The organism is Flavobacterium sp., assembly GCF_046317795.1.
Classification (GTDB): domain Bacteria; phylum Bacteroidota; class Bacteroidia; order Flavobacteriales; family Flavobacteriaceae; genus Flavobacterium.
The window spans coordinates 1-24,937 of record NZ_JBKCVI010000206.1 but is presented as its reverse complement, the minus strand read 5'-3'; the positions used below and the strand labels follow the sequence as shown (position 1 = coordinate 24,937).

The 24,937-nt window shown below is 32.3% G+C and carries 25 protein-coding genes; 14 read left to right on the top strand and 11 right to left on the bottom strand.

What is annotated here, in order from left to right; all coding sequences use genetic code 11:
* The first annotated feature begins 14 nt into the window (after nt 1-14).
* The gene (locus ACK5ON_RS12135) at nt 15-488 is read left to right on the top strand and encodes a DUF1573 domain-containing protein (protein WP_396173243.1); all 474 of its coding nucleotides are present in this window, start codon (nt 15-17) and stop codon (nt 486-488) included.
* 115 nt (nt 489-603) lie between these two features.
* A complete protein-coding gene (locus ACK5ON_RS12130; RefSeq protein ID WP_409822868.1) occupies nt 604-1,137 on the top strand; it encodes an RNA methyltransferase in 534 nt (177 codons plus the stop codon).
* A gap of 23 nt (nt 1,138-1,160) precedes the next feature.
* On the opposite strand, the gene folK is transcribed toward ACK5ON_RS12130, so the two are convergent.
* Entirely contained in the window at nt 1,161-2,297 is a 1,137-nt protein-coding gene (gene folK, locus ACK5ON_RS12125) for a 2-amino-4-hydroxy-6-hydroxymethyldihydropteridine diphosphokinase (RefSeq protein WP_409822865.1), read from the bottom strand.
* Between the two features lie 177 nt (nt 2,298-2,474).
* On the opposite strand from folK, the gene ACK5ON_RS12120 reads away from it, so the two are divergent.
* Nucleotides 2,475-5,072 carry an AsmA-like C-terminal region-containing protein gene (locus tag ACK5ON_RS12120; protein WP_409822862.1) on the top strand — a complete coding sequence of 866 codons (2,598 nt, stop codon included), beginning with the start codon at nt 2,475-2,477 and terminating at the stop codon, nt 5,070-5,072.
* Nucleotides 5,073-5,216: 144 nt separating this feature from the next.
* Here ACK5ON_RS12120 and ACK5ON_RS12115 read toward each other — a convergent pair whose 3' ends face one another.
* Nucleotides 5,217-6,023 (bottom strand): DUF2797 domain-containing protein, encoded by an 807-nt coding sequence (locus ACK5ON_RS12115; RefSeq protein ID WP_409822860.1) that lies wholly within the window; start codon nt 6,021-6,023, stop codon nt 5,217-5,219.
* Nucleotides 6,024-6,121: 98 nt separating this feature from the next.
* Between ACK5ON_RS12115 and ACK5ON_RS12110 the strand changes: the two genes are divergently transcribed.
* A complete protein-coding gene (locus tag ACK5ON_RS12110; RefSeq protein ID WP_396175872.1) occupies nt 6,122-7,648 on the top strand; it encodes a GH3 auxin-responsive promoter family protein in 1,527 nt (508 codons plus the stop codon).
* Nucleotides 7,649-7,760: 112 nt separating this feature from the next.
* Nucleotides 7,761-7,907 (top strand): hypothetical protein, encoded by a 147-nt coding sequence (locus ACK5ON_RS12105; protein WP_396175870.1) that lies wholly within the window; start codon nt 7,761-7,763, stop codon nt 7,905-7,907.
* Nucleotides 7,908-7,963: 56 nt separating this feature from the next.
* Here ACK5ON_RS12105 and clpX read toward each other — a convergent pair whose 3' ends face one another.
* The 4 genes from clpX to ACK5ON_RS12085 form a co-directional block, all read right to left on the bottom strand.
* A complete protein-coding gene (gene clpX / locus ACK5ON_RS12100) occupies nt 7,964-9,199 on the bottom strand; it encodes an ATP-dependent Clp protease ATP-binding subunit ClpX (protein WP_396175868.1) in 1,236 nt (411 codons plus the stop codon).
* A gap of 72 nt (nt 9,200-9,271) precedes the next feature.
* The gene (gene clpP / locus ACK5ON_RS12095) at nt 9,272-9,961 is read right to left on the bottom strand and encodes an ATP-dependent Clp endopeptidase proteolytic subunit ClpP (RefSeq protein WP_396175866.1); all 690 of its coding nucleotides are present in this window, start codon (nt 9,959-9,961) and stop codon (nt 9,272-9,274) included.
* A 182-nt stretch (nt 9,962-10,143) separates the two neighbouring features.
* Nucleotides 10,144-11,472: a trigger factor gene (gene tig, locus ACK5ON_RS12090; protein ID WP_409822855.1), complete on the bottom strand. Its 1,329-nt coding sequence runs from the start codon at nt 11,470-11,472 to the stop codon at nt 10,144-10,146.
* Between the two features lie 92 nt (nt 11,473-11,564).
* Entirely contained in the window at nt 11,565-11,909 is a 345-nt protein-coding gene (locus ACK5ON_RS12085) for a phage holin family protein (RefSeq protein WP_396175189.1), read from the bottom strand.
* Nucleotides 11,910-11,997: 88 nt separating this feature from the next.
* Here ACK5ON_RS12085 and ACK5ON_RS12080 point away from each other — a divergent pair, with 88 nt between their 5' ends.
* Nucleotides 11,998-12,900 (top strand): choice-of-anchor J domain-containing protein, encoded by a 903-nt coding sequence (locus ACK5ON_RS12080; protein ID WP_409822851.1) that lies wholly within the window; start codon nt 11,998-12,000, stop codon nt 12,898-12,900.
* A 53-nt stretch (nt 12,901-12,953) separates the two neighbouring features.
* On the opposite strand, the gene ACK5ON_RS12075 is transcribed toward ACK5ON_RS12080, so the two are convergent.
* Entirely contained in the window at nt 12,954-13,715 is a 762-nt protein-coding gene (locus tag ACK5ON_RS12075) for an alpha/beta fold hydrolase (RefSeq protein WP_409822848.1), read from the bottom strand.
* A 31-nt stretch (nt 13,716-13,746) separates the two neighbouring features.
* Complete coding sequence (locus tag ACK5ON_RS12070; protein WP_409822845.1) at nt 13,747-14,460, bottom strand: pyridoxine 5'-phosphate synthase; 714 nt, start codon at nt 14,458-14,460, stop codon at nt 13,747-13,749.
* Nucleotides 14,461-14,624: 164 nt separating this feature from the next.
* Between ACK5ON_RS12070 and ACK5ON_RS12065 the strand changes: the two genes are divergently transcribed.
* The 8 genes from ACK5ON_RS12065 to murI all read left to right on the top strand — a co-directional run bounded on the left by ACK5ON_RS12065 (nt 14,625) and on the right by murI (nt 22,940).
* Entirely contained in the window at nt 14,625-15,284 is a 660-nt protein-coding gene (locus ACK5ON_RS12065) for a CBS domain-containing protein (RefSeq protein ID WP_396175195.1), read from the top strand.
* A gap of 3 nt (nt 15,285-15,287) precedes the next feature.
* The gene (locus ACK5ON_RS12060; protein WP_396175197.1) at nt 15,288-16,169 is read left to right on the top strand and encodes an NAD kinase; all 882 of its coding nucleotides are present in this window, start codon (nt 15,288-15,290) and stop codon (nt 16,167-16,169) included.
* Nucleotides 16,170-16,334: 165 nt separating this feature from the next.
* Nucleotides 16,335-17,021, top strand: coding sequence for a DUF6089 family protein (locus tag ACK5ON_RS12055; protein WP_409822840.1), 687 nt, complete (start codon nt 16,335-16,337; stop codon nt 17,019-17,021).
* Nucleotides 17,022-17,023: 2 nt separating this feature from the next.
* Nucleotides 17,024-17,764: an isoprenyl transferase gene (locus ACK5ON_RS12050; protein ID WP_396175201.1), complete on the top strand. Its 741-nt coding sequence runs from the start codon at nt 17,024-17,026 to the stop codon at nt 17,762-17,764.
* Entirely contained in the window at nt 17,697-20,480 is a 2,784-nt protein-coding gene (locus ACK5ON_RS12045) for an outer membrane protein assembly factor (RefSeq protein ID WP_409822836.1), read from the top strand. Before ACK5ON_RS12050 ends, ACK5ON_RS12045 begins: the two co-directional genes overlap by 68 nt.
* Nucleotides 20,481-20,514: 34 nt before the next feature.
* The gene (locus ACK5ON_RS12040; RefSeq protein ID WP_409822834.1) at nt 20,515-21,561 is read left to right on the top strand and encodes an OmpH family outer membrane protein; all 1,047 of its coding nucleotides are present in this window, start codon (nt 20,515-20,517) and stop codon (nt 21,559-21,561) included.
* 32 nt (nt 21,562-21,593) lie between these two features.
* Entirely contained in the window at nt 21,594-22,094 is a 501-nt protein-coding gene (locus tag ACK5ON_RS12035) for an OmpH family outer membrane protein (protein WP_409822831.1), read from the top strand.
* A gap of 66 nt (nt 22,095-22,160) precedes the next feature.
* On the top strand, nt 22,161-22,940 hold the full coding sequence (gene murI, locus ACK5ON_RS12030; protein WP_409822828.1) for a glutamate racemase: 780 nt from the start codon (nt 22,161-22,163) through the stop codon (nt 22,938-22,940).
* A 1-nt stretch (nt 22,941) separates the two neighbouring features.
* On the opposite strand, the gene ACK5ON_RS12025 is transcribed toward murI, so the two are convergent.
* The 3 genes from ACK5ON_RS12025 to ACK5ON_RS12015 form a co-directional block, all read right to left on the bottom strand.
* Nucleotides 22,942-23,457: a gamma carbonic anhydrase family protein gene (locus tag ACK5ON_RS12025; RefSeq protein ID WP_396175210.1), complete on the bottom strand. Its 516-nt coding sequence runs from the start codon at nt 23,455-23,457 to the stop codon at nt 22,942-22,944.
* A 38-nt stretch (nt 23,458-23,495) separates the two neighbouring features.
* Nucleotides 23,496-24,497, bottom strand: a complete 1,002-nt coding sequence (locus ACK5ON_RS12020; RefSeq protein ID WP_396175212.1) for a type IX secretion system membrane protein PorP/SprF — start codon at nt 24,495-24,497, stop codon at nt 23,496-23,498.
* Nucleotides 24,498-24,707: 210 nt separating this feature from the next.
* Nucleotides 24,708-24,937: T9SS type B sorting domain-containing protein (locus ACK5ON_RS12015; protein ID WP_409822824.1), on the bottom strand; the 230-nt coding region annotated here is incomplete at its 5' end.

The window sequence follows — 24,937 nt, the reverse complement described above, 5'->3', positions numbered from 1 at the left end:
AAAAACTTATAAAAATGAAAAAATTAATACTATTCGCTGCAATTACTGTTTTCGGTGTTGCGACAACAAGTGCCCAAACAGCAAAAAAAGTTGTAAAAAAAGAAACTACTGCCACTAAAGTAGAAACTCCAAAAGTAGATGGTGCTGGAATGGTTTTTGAAAATGAAACCATCGATTATGGAACAATTCCTCACAATGCTGAAGGAAGTAGAGAATTTGTATTTGTTAACAACGGCACAAAACCATTAACCATTGAAAGCACTCAAGGTTCATGTGGATGTACTGTTCCATCAAAGCCGGAAGGTGCAATTGCTCCTGGTGCTAAAGGAACTATTGGTGTAAAATATGATACAGCAAGGCCTGGTGCTTTTACTAAAACAGTTACAGTAAAATCTAATGCAATTGGACAAGAAACCAAAGTTCTTACTATCAAAGGAACCGTTTTACCAGCTCCAGCTACAGAAAGTGCTACTCCAGTTAAAAGCTAATTTTAGTTAATTATAATTCAAGAAAAACTCGTCTCGTTTTAAAAATGAGACGAGTTTTTTTTTGAATATCTTTGCCACTCTTGACAAATACGTCAAATTATTTGAAATAAAAAAGATGCGTAAGCTAGAAAACAAAGAATTAGAAAGAAAATCGGTTACAGCTTTTAAAGAAGCTACTAAAACACCCTTAATTATTATTCTTGATGACATAAGAAGTCTTCATAATATAGGATCAGTTTTTAGAACTGCCGATGCTTTTTTAATTGAAAAAATTTATCTCTGCGGCATTACAGCCATTCCGCCCAATAAAGAAATTCACAAAACAGCGCTTGGTGCTACTGAAACCGTTGCTTGGGAATATCAAAAAGATATTCTAAATGTAATTAATAAATTGAAAAGCGAAAACGTCCCTGTTTTCGCTGTAGAACAAGTTGAAAATGCGATTTTCCTTCAAAATTTTCAAGTGGAGAAAAACAAAAAATACGCACTAGTTTTTGGCAATGAAGTGTATGGCGTTTCTCAAAAAGCGATTGAACTATGTGATGGTTCTATTGAAATACCACAATTGGGCACAAAACATTCCTTAAACATTTCGGTAAGTGCTGGAATTGTAATTTGGGATTTATTTCAAAAGATGGATCGAACTTGAAAGGCGAAAAGGCGCAACAATTATTAATTCGAGATTTTATTTTGAATTTCATTTAGAATAAAAATATAATCTTCCTGATTGTTATGAAAATCTCTATCGGTTATATCTATAATTAAAACGTTCAAATTCTGTTGTGATTTAATATAATCAAGGTATCCGATATTAATTTTTTCCAAATATTCCGCTGGAATTTCTTGTTCATAGGGACGCCCTCTTTCTTTAATGTTAACTAGCAATCTTTCTGTACTTTGGTATAAATAAATATACAAATCAGGTTTGGGCATTTCTTTATAAATAATATCAAACATGGTTTTATATAAACGAAACTCATCTTCGGCTAAAGTAACTTTAGCAAAAATCAATGATTTAAAAATATGATAATCGGCTACAATAAAGTCTTTGAATAAGTCAAATTGGGCTAAATCATCCGAAATTTGCTGGTATCGGTCTGCCAAAAAAGACATTTCCAACGGGAAAGCATAGCGATTTTGGTCTTCATAGAATTTTGGTAAAAACGGATTATCCGCAAAACGCTCTAACACAGTTTTGGCATTGAAATCCTCGGCAAGTTTATTGGTCAATGTTGTTTTTCCAGCTCCAATGTTTCCTTCTATAGCAATATAATTGAAATGGTTGAGTTTTATTTTTTCAATAGGAATCTCCAGTTTTTGAACCAGTTTACAATTACTTTTGTCTTCTGAAACCACCAATAATTCATGAAGGTATTTCTGCAAAATAGGATGACGCCAATCCAAATTCAAATCCTTCATGGGCAATAACACAAACAATCGGTTTTGCATTTCGGGATGTGGCACTGTCAGTTTTTCGGAAGCAATAATTTCTTCATCAAAAGCAATGACATCAATATCTATAATTCTAGCTTGGTAAACTTGTGCATCTTGACGAATTCTTCCCAAAGATTCTTCAAGCAACAAACATTCTTCCAAAATTTGATGAGCTGTTTTATGAGTATGCATGACTACAGCACAATTGTAAAAATTGTCGCTTTCAAAACCCCAGGAAGGTGACTCATAAAGCTTTGAAACCCTAATTATAGTGCCAATTTCATTATGTAAACCATCAATGCAAGACACAATGTTTTCGAGGCGATTGCCTTGATTTGTGCCCAACGATAAAATGACTTGATGTTGCATATTCATAGAAGCACAAATTAACTAAAACTATTTCAGAATATCGTTAAATACAATGAAGTGATTACTAACAATTTCTCAAAAATATGTTTCTCAATAATCATAAATCTTTTTTAAAATGTAACAGTGTTACAATTGAAAGGCATTACTTTTGTTACTGTTAGCAGCACTAAAAATTCATTTGTTATGGTAAAGAAAATTTTAAAAATCATTGGAATACTTGTTTTGATATTACTAATCTCGGCGTTTGCCATTCCGTATTTCTTTAAAGACCAAATCAAAGCTAAAATCCAAACAGTTATCAATGAAAAAGTGGATGCAAAAGTAGCTTTCGCCGATGCTGATTTGAGTTTATTTAAAAACTTTCCTAATGCAAATGTTACCATTGAGAAACTTTCTATAATCAATAAAGCGCCATTTGAAGGAGATACTTTGGCAGCTTTTGAAGAATTAAATTTAAAAATGTCTATCAAAGAATTATTTAAAGGGGATAATGAACCGATGAAAATTGACGGAATTTCATCAAAAAACGGTTTCATCAATATTATTTTCAACAAAGATGGAATTGGTAATTATGACATTGCCTTGAAAAACAAAGACAAAGAACAGGGAAAAAGCAAACCGCTTTCGCTAAAAATAAAAGAATACTCCGTTGAAAATTTCAAGTTTAAATATTATGATGAAAAATCTAAAGTCAAAATGGTTCTTGACAGTATTAATCATAAAGGAAAAGGGGATTTTACTGCTTCAAAATTGGATTTAGTAACCACAACTACAACCAAAGTTTCTCTCGACATGGACAAGGTAAATTATATGAAAAATGTTGCCATTTCATTGGATGCCATTCTCGGAATTGATTTAAACCAAAGCAAATATTCTTTCAAAGAAAACAAAGCAAAAATCAATGAATTGCCTTTAGAATTTGATGGATTTATACAATTGGTTGATGCCGGACAAGACTATGATTTAAAATTTAAAACACCTACTTCCTCCTTTAAAAACTTTTTAGGATTAGTACCAGCAAAATATTCAAGAAATTTAAAAGAAGTGAAAACCAGTGGAGATTTCACCGTTATTGGTTTTGCCAAAGGGTTGTATTCCGAAACTTCGGTTCCAAAATTCAATATCGAAATTGCTTCTAACAATGCTTCGTTTCAATATCCAAATTTACCTAAATCGGTTCGCAACATCATTATTGATACTAAAATCATCAATGAAACTGGCGTAATGAAAGATACTTATGTGAATTTGGCTAAATTGTCATTCCAAATAGACCAAGATGTTTTTAATGCAAAAGCTACAATCAAAAATATTTCCGAAAATGCTATAGTCAATGCGGCGTTGCAAGGAACTATCAATCTAAGTAATGTAACGAAAGCGTATCCCATTAAATTAGACAAACCTTTGACAGGAATTTTAAAAGCCGATGTAACCTCAGCATTCGATATGCAAGCTGTAGAAAAAAGTGATTATGCCAATATTAAAAATGCGGGAACTATTGATTTAACTGGATTCAACTATACTGATGAAAATAGCAAAACAATGAAAATTAGTAGAGCATTAATGGAATTCAATCCAAGCAGAGTAAATTTGAAACAATTCAATGCTACAACCGGCAAAAGTGATTTGGCTGTAACGGGTGTTTTAGATAACTTTTATGGTTTTGTATTTAAAAATCAAGAGTTGAAAGGAAATTTTAATTTAAATGCCAATCAATTGGCTGTAGCAGATTTTATGACAACCAATGATGCATCAAAAACCGAGAAAAAGCAACCTGATGCTATGAAAATTCCAGCTTTCTTAAATTGTACTTTGACAGCAAAAGCTAACACGGTTTTATATGATAATTTAATCCTGAAAGATGTTTCGGGGAAACTAATTATCAAAGACCAAAAAGCAACTTTAGAAAATGGCAAAACCAATATTTTTGGTGGTTCAATCGGCTTTAATGGTGCTGTTTCCACTAAAGAAAAAACACCAATATTCAATATGGATTTAGGCATGAATAATGTTGATATCATGCAGACATTTACCCAATTGGACATGATGAAAAAAATAGCACCTATTGCTGGTGTTATCAATGGAAAATTAAATTCTAAAATCAATGTTTCAGGAAATTTAAACGAAAAGGAAATGACACCTGATTTGAATACTTTAACTGGAGATTTGACTGGTCAATTACTTTCTACCACAGTAAATTCAAGTAATTCAGCAATGCTCACCGCTCTGGATGACAAATTGGGATTTGTGGATTTGAAAAAATTAAACCTTAATGATTTAAAAGCATCATTAACTTTCAAAGATGGAAAAGTGAACGTGAAACCGTTTGATATCAAGTACCAAGATATTAAAGCAACTATTGGAGGAACTCATGGTTTTGACCAAGTGATGAATTATAATGTAAAACTGGATGTTCCAGCCAAATATTTAGGAACAGAAATCAATAATTTACTTGCAAAATTATCGCCATCCGATGCTAAAAAATTTGAAACTATTCCAATAAATGCAATGCTTACTGGGAATTTTCAAAACCCAAAAGTCACGACTGATGTTAAACAAGCCACGACAGCTTTAGTCAACAATTTGGTCAAACAGCAAAAAGAAAAGTTGATTAATCAAGGAACAAATTCTTTGAATTCTATCATTTCAAATGCCACAAAACCCAAAAGTGACACCACCAAAACTGATGTAAAGACAGATATAAAAACAAAGGCAAACGATTTACTAAACGGATTGTTTAATAACAAAAAGAAGAAAAAAGAAGAGCCCAAGAAAACGGAGTAGTTTTTTATTTATTTGTCATTCCGACGATGGAGGAATCTCATATATTATAGACAGTTTGATGCGATTCCTCGTTCCTCGGAATGACAATTTTTGGGGATATTTTAAAACTTCAGCAATCAAAAATCCGCAATCATCCCTCTAAAATCATAGCGAAATCTTCACCACATAACCTTCAAAAGTACGAACATTAAAAACGGTTCCGTCTTCAAACAGTAAATATTGCCCTTTAATTCCAGTAAGTTTTCCTGAAAAATTAGGCGATTTATCAAGATTTAAACTCGATACTTTTGTTGGATATTCCAAAACTGGGAAATGCAATTCATATAAATTGTTGGAATTCAAATCATAATATTCTTGCGCTTCTTTTGGAATAAGGTATTTTAAACTTGCTTTTTCTTTTATTAAATCAATAAATGGTCCCGAGGTTTCGGGATTCATTTTTAGCATTTTTTGCCAATTGGTTTTATCAGCATACTGATTTTTTAGCGCCACTTCGGTAATTCCGGCCAAGTAACGATTGGGAACTTCTACAATTGGAATAGCTTGCACTGCGCCTTGGTCAATCCATCGTGTTGGCACTTGGGTTTTTCTAGTAACGCCCACTTTTACTTCGCTTGACAAAGCTAAATATACAATATGGGGTTGCAATTGCACTCTTTTTTCATAGTCCAAATCGCGATCTTCAATGTCCAAATGTGCGGTACTCAACTCAGGTTTCATAATCCAATCGCCTGCAGCTGCCGAACTCATAAAACAATCATAACAAAATCCTTGACGGAAAATCTTTTTCTTTTTGCCACAATTCAAGCATTGATATCCTTGAAAAGTAATTTCCAACGATTTGTCTAACAACTGATTTAAACTCAAAAAACTATTCTCAAAAACCAAAAAATACTGAATGGGATTGGAGAATTCGGTTTGCATTTTGGTGAGAACGCCTTCGTAAGTCATCTTTTATTTTGGATTTAGGAATAAGGATTTAGGATTTTTTTCCTATTTTAGCGTAAAGTTACAAATCCTAAATCGTAAATCGAAATTCCTAAATCAAAATGCCATTTCCAATAATAAATTCAATTGCTTCTTGGGTTTTGAAACAACGCATTCATCAAATTGAGTTGTTTTTAAAATATCCTCATGAAGTTCAGGAAGAATTGATGATGAATCTAATTCGTTCTACGGAAGAGACCGTTATTGGACAGAAATATGATTTTGAAAGTATCAAATCCTATAAAACTTTCTCGGAAAGAATTCCAGTTTCTACTTATGAAGATTTGGAACCGATGATAGAGCTTACTCGAAAAGGGGCGCAAAATGTTTTTTGGAATACACCAATAAAATGGTTTGCCAAATCGAGTGGTACTACCAATGCCAAAAGTAAATTTATTCCTGTGAGCAACGAAGCATTAGAAGATTGTCACTATAAAGGAAGTAAGGATTTGTTGTGTATGTATTTGAACAATAATGAAAACTCCGATATGTTTTTGGGCAAAAGTTTGCGTCTTGGCGGAAGTTCTAAAATTTATGAAAACAACAATACCTATTTTGGTGATTTATCTGCCATATTGATTGAAAATATGCCTATTTGGGCAGAATTTAGTAGCACGCCAAGTAATAAAATATCTTTAATGAGCGAATGGGAAACCAAACTCACGGCTATCATTAACGAAACCAAAGCCGAAAATGTAACTAGTTTTGCTGGTGTTCCATCGTGGATGTTGGTTTTACTCAACAGAATTTTGACCGAAACGGGAAAAGAAAATCTTTTTGATTTGTGGCCAAATCTGGAAGTCTATTTTCATGGTGGTGTAAATTTCGAACCTTATAGAGAACAATATCAAAAGATTTTACCTCAAAATAACTTCAAGTATTACGAAATATACAATGCCAGCGAAGGATTTTTTGCCATTCAGGATTTGAATTATTCGAATGATTTATTGTTGATGCTGGATTATGGCATTTTCTACGAATTTATTCCAATGGATACTTTTGGGACTCCAAATCAAAAAATAATACGATTGGCCGATGTGGAATTGTTTAAAAACTATGCTTTAGTTATAACAACCAATTCTGGCCTTTGGCGTTACATGATTGGAGACACTATTCGGTTTACCTCTTTAGAACCTTATAGAATTAGAGTTTCAGGAAGAACCAAACATCATATAAATGTTTTTGGCGAAGAATTGATGGTTGAAAATACTGATAGAGCTATTGCCAAAACATGTCAAATCACAAAATCAGAAGTTATTGACTACACAGTTGCTCCTATTTTTATGAAAGTAAAAGAAAAAGGCGCTCATGAATGGATGATTGAATTTAAAAAACAACCAGAAGATATTGAGGCATTTACAAAAATATTAGACGAGACTTTGCAATCTTTAAATTCTGATTATGAAGCCAAACGTTATAATAACATGACATTAAATCAATTAAAAATAAACGTTGCAAGACCAAATTTATTTTATGATTGGTTGGCGGCAAACAACAAACTAGGTGGACAACATAAAATCCCACGGCTTTCCAACCAAAGAGATTACTTGGAACAGTTGAAGAATATGCAAGTTGAAGTTAAAAAATAATACTATGAAATCGCCATTAACAAGAAGTTTGCGTAAGCAAACACCAATGAAGATTGAGCGATTACTCCCGATAGCTATCGGGAGACCATAAAAAAACAAATTTTATCTACATATGAAAAAAATATTTTTTCTGATGATACTATTAGGTTTCCTTTCCTCTTGTGGTCCGCATAGAATGAGATGTGGTCCTGGAAGATGCAGTGTTGAAGATAAGAATTCTGTTTTTGAAGAAAAACTACCAAAACAAATGAACGCATAAAAATACCCCCAAATAGCGTCTAACTTTTTGGGGGCAGTCTAATGTGAGGGATTTTTTTACGAAGCTATTTCCAATCGCTTTAATAAATTTTTAGTTAAAGCATCATGAGTATAATCAACATCAATGTGCAATATTTTTTCATCCGAACTTGGCAATTCATACATAGCATCGGTTAGAATGGCTTCACAAAGGGAACGCAAACCTCTTGCTCCCAGTTTGTATTCCAACGCTTTATCCACAATATAATCTAAGGCGTTGTCATCTATGGTGAATTTCACATCATCCATTCCGAACAGTTTTTCATATTGTTTGATTAACGCATTTTTAGGTTCAGTCAAAATGGCACGAAGTGTTTCTTTATCTAAAGGATCCATGTGGGTCAAAACAGGAAGTCGACCAATAATTTCCGGAATCAACCCAAAATCTTTAATGTCTTTTGGAATTACATATTGAAGTAAATTGTTTTTATCAATTCCTTCTGCATTTTGAGAAGTCGAATACCCTATAGCTTGACGGTTCAAACGTTTTGATATTATTCTTTCAATTCCATCAAATGCGCCACCCGCTATAAACAATATATTTTGAGTATTTACTTCAATGAATTTTTGATCAGGATGTTTTCTTCCTCCTTTTGGTGGCACATTCACCACCGTCCCTTCTAATAATTTCAATAACGCTTGTTGCACACCTTCTCCAGAAACATCTCGAGTTATGGATGGATTGTCGCTCTTACGTGCAATTTTGTCAATTTCGTCTATAAAAACAATACCTCTTTCTGCCTTTTCCACTTCATAATCTGCAGCTTGTAGTAATCGTGTCAATATACTTTCTACATCTTCACCTACATATCCTGCTTCGGTTAAAACTGTTGCATCAACAATTGCCAATGGAACATCAAGCATTCGGGCAATAGTTTTGGCAACCAATGTTTTTCCTGTTCCTGTTTGCCCTACCATAATGATGTTGCTTTTTTCAATTTCAACATCTCCATCGTGTTGCAATTGCATCAATCTTTTGTAGTGATTGTATACCGCAACCGACATGACTTTTTTGGTTTGTTCTTGCCCAATAACATATTGATCAAGAAAAGCTCTGATTTCTTTTGGTTTTATTAAAACTAAATCTTTCGATTGTTTTTTTAAACCCGAAGTGCTTTTTAATTCTTCTAACACGATGCCGTGCGCTTGTTCAATACATCTATCACAAACATGCGCATTCATGCCAGCAATCAATAAATTGGTTTCGGATTTTTTTCTCCCACAAAAGGAACATTCTAATACTTGTTTTGCCATTTCTATGGTTTATGGTTTATGGTTTTTAGTTTATGGTTAACTATAAACCACAAACAAAAAACCACAAACTTCTTATAATCTTCTTAATACTTCATCAATCATTCCATATTCTTTAGCTTCATCGGCAATCATCCAATAATCGCGTTCCGAATCTTTGTGTACTTTATCAAAAGTTTGCCCTGAGTGATGGGAAATGATTTGGTATAATTCATCTTTTAGCTTCAACATCTCTTTCAGGTTGATTTCCATATCGGTTGCAACTCCTGATGCTCCACCAGAAGGTTGATGTATCATTACTCTTGAATGTGGCAATGCTGAACGTTTTCCTGGTGCACCCGCACACAATAATACAGCACCCATGGATGCTGCCATTCCTGTACAAATGGTTGCTACATCTGGTTTGATATACTGCATGGTATCATAAATTCCTAATCCTGCATAAACACTTCCACCTGGAGAATTGATATAGATTTGAATATCTTTTGAAGCATCGGCACTTTCCAAAAAAAGTAATTGTGCTTGAATAATGTTGGCCATATAATCGTCTACTCCAGTTCCCATGAAGATGATTCTATCCATCATCAAACGGGAGAAAACGTCTAATTGAGATACATTCATTTGACGTTCTTCTATAATATATGGTGTCATGCTGCCAACGATTTTATCGTAATACAAACTGTTTACGCCATGCTTTTTGGTTGCAAATTTTTTAAATTCCTTCGCCAGTTCTAGTGAAGCTCTTGGGTCTTTTCCGTAGTCCATTTAAATTTATGTTTAAAAGTTTATGTGTTTAAAAGTTTAAAGTGGTTGCCGTAAACTTACTAATTTTCTAGTTGATGTAAGTCAAAGGTCGTGCCTAAAAATTGTATATGACATTATGACAACAAATAAAAAAGCGTCAAAATCAAATTGATTTTGACGCTCAAATATAATGAATTTTCTAATTAAATCTCACCGTACATTGCTTTGATAAAATCATCATAGGAAACTTCTTTTGATTTGGCTTTTACTTTTTCTTTAAACAAATTCAGCATTTTTTGGCTCATTACTTGTTCTGACAAACGTTTTACTTCATCCTGATTTGACATCACACGAGCCACAATTCCTTGAACATCTTCATCAGTTGGATTCATTTGTCCGAATTGAGCCATTTGTTTCTTAATAACATCTGAAGTGAATGTTTTTAAGTCTTCAAAAGTGATTTGTAAATTATTTTCGGCTATAATTTTTCCTTCTATTAATTGGTAGCGCAATCCATTTTCTGATTTTATGTATTCTGCCTCTGCTTCGTCAGCTGAAAGAGGATTTTCACCTGCAGTTTGTATCCATTTTTTTAGGAATTCAGAAGGTAAACCAAATTTGGTGTTTGCAATTAAAAACTCAGTCACATCGTTTAAGAATTTTTGGTCAGATTGTTGTTCAAATTGTTTTTCGGCGTCTTCTTTGATTTTAGCCTTCAACTCGTCCACCGACGTAACTGCTTTTGGCCCGAATAATTTATCGAATAATTCTTGGTCTAAAACAGCTGGTTCGTGAGTGGTAACTTCGTCTATGGTAAAAGTTACTTCAATATCCAATCCGTGAACATCGTCGTGACCAACACCCAAGAAATCCATTAGTTTGTGATCGTCGTCAAATAAACCTTTTGTTTGTAATGTTACCACATCACCTACTTTTTTACCAATAAAATTGTTAGCGGTTTTCTTATCTGCAAAAACATCTAAAGAAAGTGTCGTTCTGTTATTGATTGCTTTTTCTTCGTTAGCAAAAATCCCTGAAACATCATTTCCTTCCTCAACGGTGTCTTTAGCAATCAATTTTCCGTATTGCTTTTGAATACGCGCTACTTGGTCGTTTAACATTTTATCGTTAGCTACAATTTTGTATAGAACCAAATCATTTTTTGCTGATAAATCAATACTGAATTCTGGAGCTAACCCTAATTCAAACTCGAATTTATAATCTTCTACATCCCAATTGAAATCTTCGGTTACTTTTGGTAATGGATTACCAAGGATATCTAATTTTTCTTGTGCTAAGTATTTATTCAAATTGTCTTGCAACAATTTATTTACTTCATCTAAAAGAATTGCTTTTCCATATTGTTTATTGATTAAACTCATTGGCACAGCACCTTTTCTAAAGCCAGGAATAGTGGCGTTTTTTTTATAATCTGCTAATTTCTTTTCAACTTTTGTTGTGTAATCTGATTTTGATATTTCTACAGTAACTATAGCATTTAATGCATCAATGTTATTTTTTGTGATGTTCATTTTTTTGTGTTTTTTACCTACTAAAATTGGGTTGCAAAATTATAACATTTCTGCAACCCAACCAAGTTTTTATTTTGTTGATTTTAAGTGGTTTATTTTGTGTCGCCAGTGATTTGATAAACCAATGATTGTGAGAGTGATAAGATAATACTAAATAGCATTGCTGTCCAAAAGGAATGAACACTAAATCCATCCACGAAATGATCACAAAGCAATATCATTATGGCATTGATGACCAATAAAAACAAACCTAATGTAAAAATAGTTACCGGAATTGTTAGCAATACTATTACAGGTTTAACAAAAAAGTTCAACAATCCCAAAACAATTGCTACGGTTAATGCTGTGGTGAATTCGTCAACAACTACGCCGTTCATAATATAGGCAATTGCCATTACTAAAAGTGCTGTTAGTACTATTCTAAAAAGTAATTTCATGTCTTGGATTATAAAATTTATAATTTCTTGCTAAGATATTAAAATATTTTTATATTTGCTACTTACTAACATTTATAAAATTTTAATTATGAAAAAATTATTACTTTCTTTCTTATTGGTTGGCGCTTTAAGTATAAACGCTCAAACAACAATTTTTGAAGACAACTTTGACTCTTACACTAACTTTGCAAAAGCAAATGTTGGATCATGGACATTGACTGATGTAGATGGAAGACCTACATATGGTTTTGGAGGTGGAACAACTTTTTTAAATACAGGTACTGCTATGGCATACATTGTTTTTAATTCAACAGCTGTAACTCCAGCTTTGACTCCTAGTGCTACTAGCAATTGGGCAGCTCGTTCTGGTCAAAAAGCTATGGCTTGTATTGCAGCCGTTCCAAACGCAACTATAACTGAAAATGACGATTGGTTAATTTCTCCTCAAATTACATTAGGTTCATCTGGTAATGTATTGTCTTTTTGGGCAAAATCTTGTGACTCAACTTATCCAGACGAAGTTTTTCAAGTGTATGTTTCTACAACAAATACTGCTGTTGCTAGTTTTTCTCCAATAGGAGCGCCAGAAACTACAGTATTTGGTCCTTATGTAGAGTATACTTATGAGTTAAATACATTTAATAGTCAACCGGTTTATATTGCGGTTCGTTGTACATCTCCTGATATGTTTGGATTTATGCTTGATGATTTCAAGGTAACTACAACTGGATTAGGAGTTAATGAAGCATTTGCTAGAAAATTTAGCACTTATCCAAATCCAGCAAATAATGTAATCAGTATTTCTAATAACGACAGCATACTTTTAAACAAAGTAAGCATTACTGATGTTAATGGAAGAACTGTTAAAACAATAGAAGTTAGTAATATTTCTGAAGTAGAAATGAATATTTCAGAATTAACCTCTGGTGTTTATTTCATGAATATTGATACTGACTCAGGAAGAGCTGTTAAAAAATTCATCAAAAACTAATTAAACTAAATTAGTTAAACCTAAAATCCCTTTTTAAATTGAAAAGGGATTTTTTATTTTAAAAAAGTAATAGTTTCATGAAAAAACAACTTTGGATTTTCGGCATGCAACCAATGTCCAACATTTGGAATTGTTGCTAATTTAAAGTTTGGAAATTGCTTTTTGATTTCGGGTAAATCTGTATCTAAAATATGACTGGAATTGCCGCCTCGGATGAAAAGTGTTGGTTTGTCATAATGATTCCCTTCAGGCAAAGCTTCGCCAATAGTTTCAATTTTTTCATTAAAAACTGATAAATTAAATCGGAATGCTAATTGTCCTGTCACAACCCAGTAGAGATTTTTCATTAAAAATTGTCTTGTACCAAAATCGGGAATAAAAGGATATAAAGTTTCTTCAACTGCTGCTCTATCGGGTTTTTTAGAAAAATCTACGGCATTCAACCCAGCCAAAATATTTTGATGGTGTGGCGCGTAATATTTAGGTCCAATATCGGCAACAACTAATTTTTCAACCATTTCAGGGTAAGTTGTAGCAAAAAGCATCGCTACTTTTCCACCCATAGAATGACCAATAATGGAAATATCTTTTAGATTATACTGTTGACAATATGCTAACACATCTTTCGACATTATTTCATAGCTGAAATCATCAGAATGAAAACTTCTTCCATGATTGCGCAAATCTATCATGTGCACCTGATAACCTGTTGATGCATATAAAGATGCCAATGATTTCCAGTTATCACTCATTCCGAGGAAACCGTGAATGATGATTAGTGGATGGCCTTCGCCTTCAATTCTTGAGTTGAGCATTTTTTATAGTTTCACAGAGATTCTCTGAGATTTATTTTAATTTATTTAAATACATATTCACTACATTGTCTAAACCAAGATACAAAGCTTCACAAATCAAAGCATGGCCAATAGAAACTTCCAATAAATTAGGAATATTGTCTTTGAAAAACTTTATGTTATCCAAACTCAAATCGTGTCCAGCATTTATTCCTAATTCTAATTCATTTGCAAAAACAGCCGCTTTTACATAAGGTTCAATTCCTGTTTTATTTCCTAAACTAAATTGATGAGCGAATTCTTCTGTATATAATTCGATTCTATCCGTTCCTGTTTTTTTTGCAGCTTCAATCATTTCTAATTTAGGGTCAACAAAGATGGAAGTTCTTATTCCGCTTCTTTTGAATTCAGCAATTACATCTGTTAAATAATCTCGATTTTTTATGGTATCCCAACCCGCAGAAGAAGTTATGGCACCAATCGCATCAGGAACAAGTGTTACTTGATCAGGTTTGCATTCTAAAACCAAATCCATAAAATTGTGTTGTGGATTGCCTTCGATATTGAATTCAGTATACACGATAGGTTTCAAATCTCGTGCATCCTGATACCGAATGTGCCTTTCATCTGGTCTTGGATGAATTGTAATGCCTTGAGCACCAAATTTTTGAATATGTATGGCCACTTGCAACAAATCAGGTGCATTTCCACCTCGAGCGTTCCGTAAAGTAGCTATTTTATTGATGTTTACACTAAGTTTTGTCATCATTTTAATTTTAGCCACAGTTTACAGATTATCTTTTACTGTTAATTATAAAAAAATCAGTGAATCTGTGGCTATTAATATATCCCAACAAAAATACAAAGTTAAACTAAGCCATCATGTCCCAAAATTTGATTATTTTGCAGTCGTTAAAAGATTCAGCATATATGAGACAACTTTCAGAATATATCAATAATGATTTTAAACCATTTTCGAGTAATGAAACAGTGGCAGAAATTCAAGATTTTTTTGCCGATTGTAATTTCTCCCATTTTTCAGTTTTAAATGATGGAATTTATATGGGTTGTATCTCTTCTGTTGATGCAGAAACTTTTGAAATTCAAAAAAAATTAGCCGATTACCGCTATGCCTTAGAAGGTTTTTTTGTAAGAGAATCAATGATTTGGTTAGATGTTTTAGAGGTTTTTGCTCGCAACAATGCCAATGTGGTTCCTATTCTTGATGAAAGGAACAATTATATTGGATATTATGAAATAACTGATGTCATCAAATTTTTAAATGAAACACCTTTTTTGAAAGAAACTGGAGGAATTATAGTTGTTGAAAAACCTATTATAGATTATTCCATGAGCCAAATAACACAAATTGTAGAAAGCAATAATGGAAAATTACTTGGTGTTTTTGTTTCTGAAGCTACAAATGATAAAGTGCAAGTAACTATAAAAATGACACTTGGTGCTATGAACGAAATTATACATTCCTTTCGTAGGTATAACTATGACATCGTTTCTGAACATCATGAAGACGATTATTTGAATAACTTGAAAGAGCGTTCAGAATATTTGGATAAATACTTAAATATTTAATTTATGAAAGTTGCCATATTCGGACAATATTATCAAAACGACACTCGACCAATCATTAAGGATATTTTTGTTTTTTTCAACAGAAATCACGTGGAATTGGTTATTGAGGAAAAGTTCTTGAAGATATTATACGAAGAAAAAATTGTTGAAAAACAGTACAATACTTTCACTTCCCATAAAGATTTAGATAATAGTTTTGATATTCTGATAAGTATTGGTGGCGATGGCACCATTTTGAGAGCGGCAACTTTTGTAAGAGACTCCGGAATTCCTATTTTGGGAGTGAATGCTGGAAGACTTGGTTTTTTGGCCAAAGTTCAAAAAGAAAATATAGCATTATTTCTTCAAATCGTTTTAGAAAAAAAATATACAATTTCTGAAAGAACACTTTTGACAATAGATTGTTATCCAAACGAGTCCGACATAGAAATTAATTTTGCAATGAATGAAATCTCCGTGAGTAGGAAAGATACCACATCGATGATAACAATTGAAACCTATTTGAATGATGAATATTTAAATTCCTATTGGGCTGACGGTTTAATTATATCTACACCAACAGGTTCAACTGGATATTCATTAAGTTGTGGCGGACCCATATTAACCCCCCAAGTAAAAGGATTAGTTATCACACCTATTGCTCCGCATAATCTAAATGCAAGACCACTTGTTATTCCGGACGATTTAGAAATAAAATTGAAAATTTCTGGAAGAGAAGAACAATATTTGGTTTCGTTGGACTCTAGAATTACTTTGGTAAACAATAATTCTGAATTGAAAATTAAAAAAACACCATTTCAAATTAATATGGTCGAAATCCCTGACGAAACTTTTCTGAAAACGCTTCGTAACAAACTCCTATGGGGAGAAGACAAGAGAAATTAGAAAAAAATTACTTCCTAATATACTACAATTCTAAAAAATCCGTTTTTAGAATACAAACTATTACAAAGACAAAATTGTCAGCACTATATTTTATTTAACAGAAATCCCAATTTCATGCTTTATAAGTACTGATAATTATTATATTTGCACGCTATTTTCAATTTAATGAAAAAGATTTTAGTATTATTTATTTTTTTTATTTTCCAGAATATAATGAATGCACAAATCAATGAGTTAGGTGTATTCATAGGAGGGAGTAACTTTATTGGGGATGTAGGTAAAACCAATTACATTTCGCCAAATGAACCAGCTATTGGAATTTTATACAAATGGAATAAAAGTCCAAGACATGCTTACAGGTTTTCCTATATGCAGTCCAACATAACTGGAAATGATTTAGATTCAGAAATTCCCGGAAGACAGCAAAGAGGAATTAAATTTAAAAATAATATAAAAGAATTTTCGGCAGGATTGGAATTTAATTTTTTCGATTTTAATTTACATGAGTCATTAATAATGAAAATATCACCTTACGTTTATTCAGGTCTGTCTTATTTTGTGTATGACGAATTATTTGTAGTTAACGGAGAAACAAAAAAAGATTTTACATCCAGTACATTTGCCATTCCGATGATTGTAGGAGTTAAAAGTAATATATTAAAAAATTTTGTTCTAGGAATTGAGGTTGGAGCAAGATATACTTTCACTGATAACTTGGATGGAAGTAATCCTAAAAATGAAAATTTAGAGCCATTAAAATTTGGCAATATAAACAGCAATGATTGGTATGTTTTTACAGGATTTACTTTAACGTATACCTTTACTGAAAAACCATGCTATTGCGCAGATTAAAAATGAGTTTAACAGACACAATACAGAAAGACAATTTACCCAAACACCTAGCTATAATAATGGATGGCAATGGTCGTTGGGCAAAACAAAAAGGCCTTTTGAGAGCGTTTGGCCATGAAAAAGGAACTAAATCGGTTAGGATTACTGTTGAAACTTGTGCAAAACTTGGCATAGAAAATTTAACACTTTATGCCTTTTCTACTGAAAATTGGAACAGACCAAAATTGGAAGTAGATACTTTGATGAATCTTTTAATATCCTCGCTAAAAAAAGAATTCGACACTTTACAAAAAAACAACATTCGTTTAAATTGTATTGGGAATATTGAATTATTACCAAAAAAAGCAAAAAACGAACTACTAAGTGTTATTGACAGCACCAAGAACAACAATAGAATGACATTAACCTTGGCCTTGAGCTATGGTTCAAGAGAGGAATTGATAAATGCCTTTAAAATTATTAGTGATAAAGTTAAAAATAATATAATTTCTATAGACACTATTGATGAATCAATAATAAATCAGCATCTTTACACGCACGATTTACCCGATGTAGATTTAGTCATAAGAACGAGCGGCGAACGCCGAATAAGTAATTTTTTGTTGTGGCAAATCGCCTATGCGGAATTATATTTTACCGACGTTTTGTGGCCCGATTTTAAAGAAGATGATTTATATGAAGCTATTATCAGCTATCAAAAAAGAGAACGAAGATTTGGAAAAACAAGTGAACAAATTAAATAAATTTTCAGTGCCAATAAAAGAGTTAAAAATATTTCTTTGTTTGCTATTATTAGGTACTTTTTTTCAATTACAAGCCCAAAATAGACTCCCTTTTGATCAAGCTAAAAAATATATTTTAGCTGATGTAAAAGTAAATGGAAAAATCAGTTATAACCAACAAACTGTAGTTACTTTTTCTAGTTTAGAAAAAGGACAAGAACTAACTGTGCCCGGAGAACAAATAAGCAATGCAATAAAAAAACTTGGAAAACTTGGGCTATTTAGTGATATTGACTTTTATGTGAATAAAGTTGAAGGAGATAGCATCTGGCTTGACCTAGATATTGTTGAACTCCCAAAACTAAAAGAAGTTAAGTTTAATGGCGTTAAAAAATCTAAAGTTGAAGGTCTTATTAAAGACAATGCTTTAACAAAAGGAAAAATAGTAAATGAAAATTTAATTACAACAACCAAAAATTATATAGAAAACAAGTATAAAAAAGACGGTTACTATAACACCAAAGTTTTTATCACCAATACTCCTGATACCACAGATGGAAATCAAGTAAAAATGCTTGTCAATATAGACAAAGGAAATAAGCTTAAAATAAAAAAAATTACGTTTGAGGGTAATGATAAATTCACAGATAAAAATCTGAGAAGCGCCATGAAAAATACCAAACAAATAAACCCGATTCGGGTTTTGAAGGCGTCTAAATTTATCAAAGACAAATACAAAGAAGACTTAAACTCAATTATAGAAAAATACAAGGAAAAAGGTTTTAGAGACGCTCGAATAGTTTCCGATTCAGTTTATTTAATGGATAAAAATTCGAAATTAGCCATTAACATTAAAATTGAAGAAGGAAGCAAATATCGTTTTGGAAATATTAAATTTCTAGGAAATTCTGTCTACTCTGATCAGTTGTTAAGCAGAATTATTGGTATCAAAAAAGGGGATACTTACAACGGTGTTTTACTTGAAAAAAGAATTGCCGATAAATCAAAACCGGATGGAGAGGATATTACCAATTTATATCAAAATACAGGTTATTTGTTCTCCAATATTAATGCCGTAGAAGTAAAAACTGCTAATGACACCATTGATTTTGAAATTAGGATTACAGAAGGTCCCATTGCATACTTTAATAACATCACCGTCGTTGGTAATGACAAAACAAATGACAGAGTAATTTATCGAGAGCTAAGAACAAAACCTGGACAAAAATATAGTAAAGAAGATTTAGTTAGAACCATCAGAGAAATTGGGCAATTAGGATTTTTTGACCCCGAAGCGATTGATCCAAAATTCAAGAATGTTGATCCTGCCGCCGGTACAGTTGACATTGAATACAACCTAGTAGAAAGAGGATCAAGTCAAATTGAACTTCAAGGAGGTTATGGAGGTGGTGGATTTATTGGCACCTTAGGTTTGTCTTTCAATAATTTTTCTGCAAGGAATTTGTTTAATAAAGAAGCTTATAAACCTTTACCAATGGGCGATGGGCAAAAAGTTTCCTTGCGCTTACAAGCTAGTCAATTCTTTAGAACCTATAGTTTATCGTTCTCAGAACCATGGTTTGGCGGTAAAAAACCCATTCAATTTTCAACCTCGTTATCATACAGCAAACAGTTTTTATTTGCCGGAAATACTGGCGGTGTAGATAAAAATAAGAGTTTTGACATTACAGCTTTATCAGTAGGTTATGCAAAAAGATTAACAGTTCCCGATGACTTCTTTGTATTTTCAAATTCAATTAGTTTTCAATATTATAATTTAAATAATTACAATACAGGATTATTTACCTTTGGTGATGGTTCTTCTAGAAATTTAGCATTTACAGTAGGATTGAGCAGGAATAATAAAGGTGTAAATCCTATCTTCCCAACATCGGGTTCCGAGTTTAGCGTGTCAGCTAAATTTACATTACCTTATTCTTTGTTTAATGGAATTAATTATGGGGATCTTATAAATCAAGAAGCATACAAACAGAGATATGTTGATACTACTCCACAAGACACCGATGATAACTTTGGAGTTGATGGTGTATATATTAACCAAGGTGATTTTATTAAAACAACAACTGAAAATGGAGTTACAGGTTTAGTAAGAGTTGACGATTATCAAGATGCTGATACCGATAGATCTAAAGTTGATCAAGAAAAATTTAAATGGCTTGAATATTACAAAATAAAGTTTAAAGCAGATTGGTACACCCGTTTAATAGGGCCACAAACAAAACCGCTTGTATTAAGAGTATTAGGTGAATTTGGTTATTTAGGTGCTTATAATCCATCAAGAGGAACAAGTCTTTCCAATCCTGATAGAGGCGTTGTTCCATTTGAACGGTTTTTCCTTGGTGGTGATGGATTAGCCAATTTTGCATTAGACGGTCGAGAAGTGATACAATTGAGAGGGTATCCCAATCAATCATTGTCATCAACAGATGGTGATCCAATTTATAATAAATTCTCTTTAGAATTACGATATCCTATAACACTGAAAGCCGCTGCCTCGATTTATGCCTTAACTTTTATAGAAGCAGGTGCCTCTTATAAAAGTTTTGATAGTTATAATCCTTTTGTTTTACAACGCTCCGCCGGATTTGGTATTAGAATATTTATGCCTGCCTTTGGTTTATTGGGAATTGATTTTGCAAATGGTTTTGATCCTATTCCAGGATTTAGTCAACCAAACGGATGGGAAACACATTTTATAATTGGTCAACAATTTTAATTATATTTGATAAATTTTTCAAAAACATTAGAGTATGAAAAAATATTTTGCAATATCGATATTATTTTTATCCTTCATCGTTAATTTAAGTGCTCAAACGGCTAGAGGAGTTAAGATTGGCTACATTGACATGGATTATATTTTAGAAAATGTACCCGATTATACTGAAGCAAAAAATCAATTGGAACAAAAAGCACAAAAATGGAAACAAGATATTGAAGCCAAAAAAGTGGAAATTGCAAAACTGAAAGATGAGTTAAAAACTGAAAAAGCCCTACTGACAAGAGAATTGATAGAGGAACGTGAAGAAGAAATTAAGTTTCAAGAAACTGAACTTTTAGATTTCCAACAAAAAAGATTTGGCCCAAATGGTGATTTAATGACACAGAAAGCCGTTCTAGTAAAACCAATACAAGATCAAGTATTTACTGCAGCTCAAGATATAGCAGAAGCTAAAAAATATGACTTTATTTTCGATAAATCTTCTGATTTGACTATGTTATTTGCTGCTAAAAGATATGATATAAGCGATCAAGTTGTAAGAATAATTACAAGGGCTGAAAAAAGAGAACAAAAATCTAAAAAAGAACTTAAAGAGCAAGAAAAGAAAGAATATCTAGAAGACGTTGAAGATGAAAATCCAGCGCTTGCTGCTAGAAAAAAAGCACTAGAAGAGAAAAAAGCAGCCAGAGACAAAATGATAGAAGACAGAAAACTGGCAATGGAAGCTAAGAAAAAAGAGCAAGACGATAAAAGAAAAGCAGCAGCTGAAGCCCGAGAGGCAAAAAAAACTGGCACGATTCCTGTTAACAATAAACCAGAGAACGATAAAACTCCTTCTAAAGATGATGATAAATCTAATGAAGAAACTGCTTCTCCTCCTAAAGAACCAGGTAGTGAAGCCAAGACATCAGAAGTAAGCGACGCACAAAAAACTAGAGATGAAAAAGCAGCCGCTAGAGCAAAAATTCTTGAAGATAGAAAAAAAGCTATAGAAGACAAAAGAAAAAAAATACTAGAAGATAGAGAAGCCGCAAAAAAAGCAAAAGAAGATAAAGCAAAAGAACCAAAATCAGAATAAAATAAATAAATAATTAATTAATACTTTTAAAAATGAAAAGATTGAAATCATTACTAATAGCTACTGTATTGTTTTTAGGAACAATTCACACAATCAATGCTCAAGCTAAAACTGCACACGTAGATGTAAATGAACTAATTTCTAAAATGCCAGCGATGTTGGATGCTCAAAAACAATTAGAAAAATTGAGTGCTACTTATGATGCAGAATACAAAACAATGGCAGAAGAATATCAAAATAAAATAAAAAAATACGACCAAGAAGCATCAACAGTAGGTGATGCTGTAAATCAAACACGTCAAACAGAAGTTCAAGACCTAGTAAAACGTATTACTGATTATAGAGATAATGCACAAAAAGAGTTGCAAAAGAAAGAAGCTGACTTGGTAAAACCATTAATGGACAAAGTTAAAGCGTCTATTACGAAAGTTGGAAAAGCAAACGGATTTCAATACGTTTTAACCGTTGCCGATTTACTATTAGCAGATGGTCCAGATTTAACAGCTGATGTTAAAAAAGATTTAGGTTTCTAAAATCAATTAAAATATACTTTAAAAACTGCTCTATTACTTGAGCAGTTTTTTTTTACTTTTGTTTTTATGAATAATGACAATCCTATAGGACTTTTCGACTCAGGTATTGGAGGTACTTCTATTTGGAGAGAGATTCACGAATTACTGCCTGATGAAAATACCATTTATTTGGCAGATAGTAAAAATGCACCTTATGGTCAAAGATCCAAAGAAGAAATTGTTGGATTGAGTATGAAAAATACCGAATTTCTTTTGGAGCAAAATTGCAAAATAATTGTTGTGGCATGCAATACCGCTACAACAAATGCAATAAAAGAATTAAGAGCAAAATATTCTGTTCCTTTTATTGGAATTGAACCTGCTATAAAACCTGCAGCTACTCTTTCAAAAACACAAACCATTGGCATCCTTGCCACAAAAGGAACCCTAAATAGCGAACTTTTTCATCAAACAGCAGAACGTTTTCAAAATACAAAAATTATAGAACAAATAGGCCACGGATTAGTTCAATTAATCGAAAATGGAGGAATCAATTCAACTGAAATGGCAAAACTACTCAACTCCTACTTGCAGCCAATGATTAAAGCCAATATCGATTATCTAGTTTTGGGTTGCAGTCACTATCCTTATTTGATACCACAAATAAAAAAGATACTTCCAGAAAGTATTAAAATTATAGATTCAGGAGAAGCTGTGGCAAGACAAACAAAAAATATATTAGAGGAAAGAATAGGTTTTCATAATCAGCTTGAAAAAAGCACCCAAGTGTTTTATACTAATTCAAATCCACAAGTCTTGAATAGTATATTAAAAAATAAATACCCTGTTATTTTTAAAGATTTCTAAATTATTCTTCTTTAAACCAGCTAGAATAAATTACATAGTTATTGGATATTCGCTCAATTTCTCCTGCAAAATCAGACTCATTGATGTTTTTAATTTTTTTAGCAGGGATTCCAGCATAAATTGTCCCCGATTCAACAACTGTGTTTTGAGTAACAACAGCTCCAGCAGCAATAATTGAATTGCTTTCAATAATGCAATTATCCATTACAATAGCTCCCATACCTATTAATACATTATCATGAACTATACAGCCATGAACTATTGCATTATGTCCAATAGAAACATTGTTGCCTATTTCTGTTGGATGCTTTTGATAGGTACAATGTATGATAGCACCGTCTTGAATATTGACTTTATCCCCTATTTTAATATAATGAACATCACCACGAATAACGGCATTAAACCATACACTACAAAATTTTCCTAACACAACATCCCCAACAATTGTTGCATTTTCTGCTACAAAACAATCTAGTGGTATTTGTGGATTCTTACCGTTTACTGATTTTATTACCATAAAAAAATTGTCCCGAATAATCGGGACATATAGTTAAATTAATTAATAGCAGGACAATTACATTCGTATTTATCTGGCTTACAAAATAAATTAATTCCTAGTGTCAATTGATGAAATCCACCAGTGTCAAAATTTACATTACCTAACAATTGAGAGTAAGTGTAAGATAACATAAAATTTTTAAAATTAACACCTACTATTGGAGTTATATATTGTAGCTTTTGGGTGGCAATAGCCGTCCCGTCAAGGTATTGTGCCCCATCAAGACTCCGTCTATAAGATAACCCACCCCATAACATTCCAAAATCTAAATTTTTATATGCTTTGATATTCAAATCAACAAATGTCTCTTGTGTTTGACTAACTAATTGAAACATAAATGAAGGTTCCCATAAAATTCTTTCAGAATCACCAAAAGTATAACCTGTATTCAAAATAAATCTTCGCAAATTAACCGGTTCTCTATCTTCGGTATATAAATTTCTGTCACTTGCTAATGCGTTTTTAACAGTTGCGTGAACATAAAAATCTAAAAAATTATAAGAGGCACCAATATCCATATTAAAATAGGTAGCACTCTGTACAATTCCATAAATTATCGGATCAAATTGAGGATTGTTATTATAAAAGCTTGTTTCATCCAAATTACTCTGGATAAAACCAGCACTCATACCAAATGAAAGTTGATTCAAATCAACTCTATCTCGCGAAAACATTAAATGGTGCGCATAAGTAAACTTCATTCCTGTTTGCGAATGATATCCATTTTTATCATTAAAAACAATGACTCCACCACCAGATCTTTCACCCAATGCTCCATTGAAGCTTATTGTTTGCAATGCCGGTGCATCAGTTTGTCCAAACCATTGCTGCCTACCCGTGATTCTTAATTTCGCACAATTTGCAGCACCTGCCATTGAAGGATGTAGTAGGTAATAATTATCAGATAAATAATCTGAATAAACAGGTAATGCTTCTTGAGAATTTGAAAGTTGTGCTACCAAAAGCAAACCTAATAAATAAATTTTTCTAAAATTCATATTAACTATTTTTTTAATGAGAAATGGGGGGTTATATTACATAGCTAAGTTTTGTTAAACATAATCAAAATTATTGATTTAAAATTGTAAGATTATTATTAAATTTATTAGTCTTATATATTTTTTATCATACTAATTTTTTTATATATCATTACCCTAGCGTCCAAATATATAAATTTTTGTTTTAAATTATCCATATACTCAACAAATTTATCTCTTCATTGCAAAATGGGCTTTAAATTGTTTGGATACATTTTGTTCGAGATAATCTACAGTAAACCAATAATCATCTGATGGTAATTGTTGTCCGTTGTACGTCCCATCCCATCCTTGTCCTTTGGAACTGAGTTGTTTGATTAGTTTTCCATGACGGTCAAAGATGTAAATCTTGGCGTTTGGTTGTCCACCTAAACCTTTTATATTCCAAGTATCATTATATC

What these genes read in the sequence shown, in the direction of transcription:
- ACK5ON_RS12135 (WP_396173243.1), top strand. Translation starts at nt 15, where the DNA reads ATGAAAAAATTAATACTATTCGCTGCAATTACTGTTTTCGGTGTTGCG.
- ACK5ON_RS12130 (WP_409822868.1), top strand. Translation starts at nt 604, where the DNA reads ATGCGTAAGCTAGAAAACAAAGAATTAGAAAGAAAATCGGTTACAGCT.
- folK (WP_409822865.1), bottom strand. Translation starts at nt 2,297, where the DNA reads ATGAATATGCAACATCAAGTCATTTTATCGTTGGGCACAAATCAAGGC.
- ACK5ON_RS12120 (WP_409822862.1), top strand. Translation starts at nt 2,475, where the DNA reads ATGGTAAAGAAAATTTTAAAAATCATTGGAATACTTGTTTTGATATTA.
- ACK5ON_RS12115 (WP_409822860.1), bottom strand. Translation starts at nt 6,023, where the DNA reads ATGACTTACGAAGGCGTTCTCACCAAAATGCAAACCGAATTCTCCAAT.
- ACK5ON_RS12110 (WP_396175872.1), top strand. Translation starts at nt 6,122, where the DNA reads ATGCCATTTCCAATAATAAATTCAATTGCTTCTTGGGTTTTGAAACAA.
- ACK5ON_RS12105 (WP_396175870.1), top strand. Translation starts at nt 7,761, where the DNA reads ATGAAAAAAATATTTTTTCTGATGATACTATTAGGTTTCCTTTCCTCT.
- clpX (WP_396175868.1), bottom strand. Translation starts at nt 9,199, where the DNA reads ATGGCAAAACAAGTATTAGAATGTTCCTTTTGTGGGAGAAAAAAATCC.
- clpP (WP_396175866.1), bottom strand. Translation starts at nt 9,961, where the DNA reads ATGGACTACGGAAAAGACCCAAGAGCTTCACTAGAACTGGCGAAGGAA.
- tig (WP_409822855.1), bottom strand. Translation starts at nt 11,472, where the DNA reads ATGAACATCACAAAAAATAACATTGATGCATTAAATGCTATAGTTACT.
- ACK5ON_RS12085 (WP_396175189.1), bottom strand. Translation starts at nt 11,909, where the DNA reads ATGAAATTACTTTTTAGAATAGTACTAACAGCACTTTTAGTAATGGCA.
- ACK5ON_RS12080 (WP_409822851.1), top strand. Translation starts at nt 11,998, where the DNA reads ATGAAAAAATTATTACTTTCTTTCTTATTGGTTGGCGCTTTAAGTATA.
- ACK5ON_RS12075 (WP_409822848.1), bottom strand. Translation starts at nt 13,715, where the DNA reads ATGCTCAACTCAAGAATTGAAGGCGAAGGCCATCCACTAATCATCATT.
- ACK5ON_RS12070 (WP_409822845.1), bottom strand. Translation starts at nt 14,460, where the DNA reads ATGACAAAACTTAGTGTAAACATCAATAAAATAGCTACTTTACGGAAC.
- ACK5ON_RS12065 (WP_396175195.1), top strand. Translation starts at nt 14,625, where the DNA reads ATGAGACAACTTTCAGAATATATCAATAATGATTTTAAACCATTTTCG.
- ACK5ON_RS12060 (WP_396175197.1), top strand. Translation starts at nt 15,288, where the DNA reads ATGAAAGTTGCCATATTCGGACAATATTATCAAAACGACACTCGACCA.
- ACK5ON_RS12055 (WP_409822840.1), top strand. Translation starts at nt 16,335, where the DNA reads ATGAAAAAGATTTTAGTATTATTTATTTTTTTTATTTTCCAGAATATA.
- ACK5ON_RS12050 (WP_396175201.1), top strand. Translation starts at nt 17,024, where the DNA reads ATGAGTTTAACAGACACAATACAGAAAGACAATTTACCCAAACACCTA.
- ACK5ON_RS12045 (WP_409822836.1), top strand. Translation starts at nt 17,697, where the DNA reads ATGAAGCTATTATCAGCTATCAAAAAAGAGAACGAAGATTTGGAAAAA.
- ACK5ON_RS12040 (WP_409822834.1), top strand. Translation starts at nt 20,515, where the DNA reads ATGAAAAAATATTTTGCAATATCGATATTATTTTTATCCTTCATCGTT.
- ACK5ON_RS12035 (WP_409822831.1), top strand. Translation starts at nt 21,594, where the DNA reads ATGAAAAGATTGAAATCATTACTAATAGCTACTGTATTGTTTTTAGGA.
- murI (WP_409822828.1), top strand. Translation starts at nt 22,161, where the DNA reads ATGAATAATGACAATCCTATAGGACTTTTCGACTCAGGTATTGGAGGT.
- ACK5ON_RS12025 (WP_396175210.1), bottom strand. Translation starts at nt 23,457, where the DNA reads ATGGTAATAAAATCAGTAAACGGTAAGAATCCACAAATACCACTAGAT.
- ACK5ON_RS12020 (WP_396175212.1), bottom strand. Translation starts at nt 24,497, where the DNA reads ATGAATTTTAGAAAAATTTATTTATTAGGTTTGCTTTTGGTAGCACAA.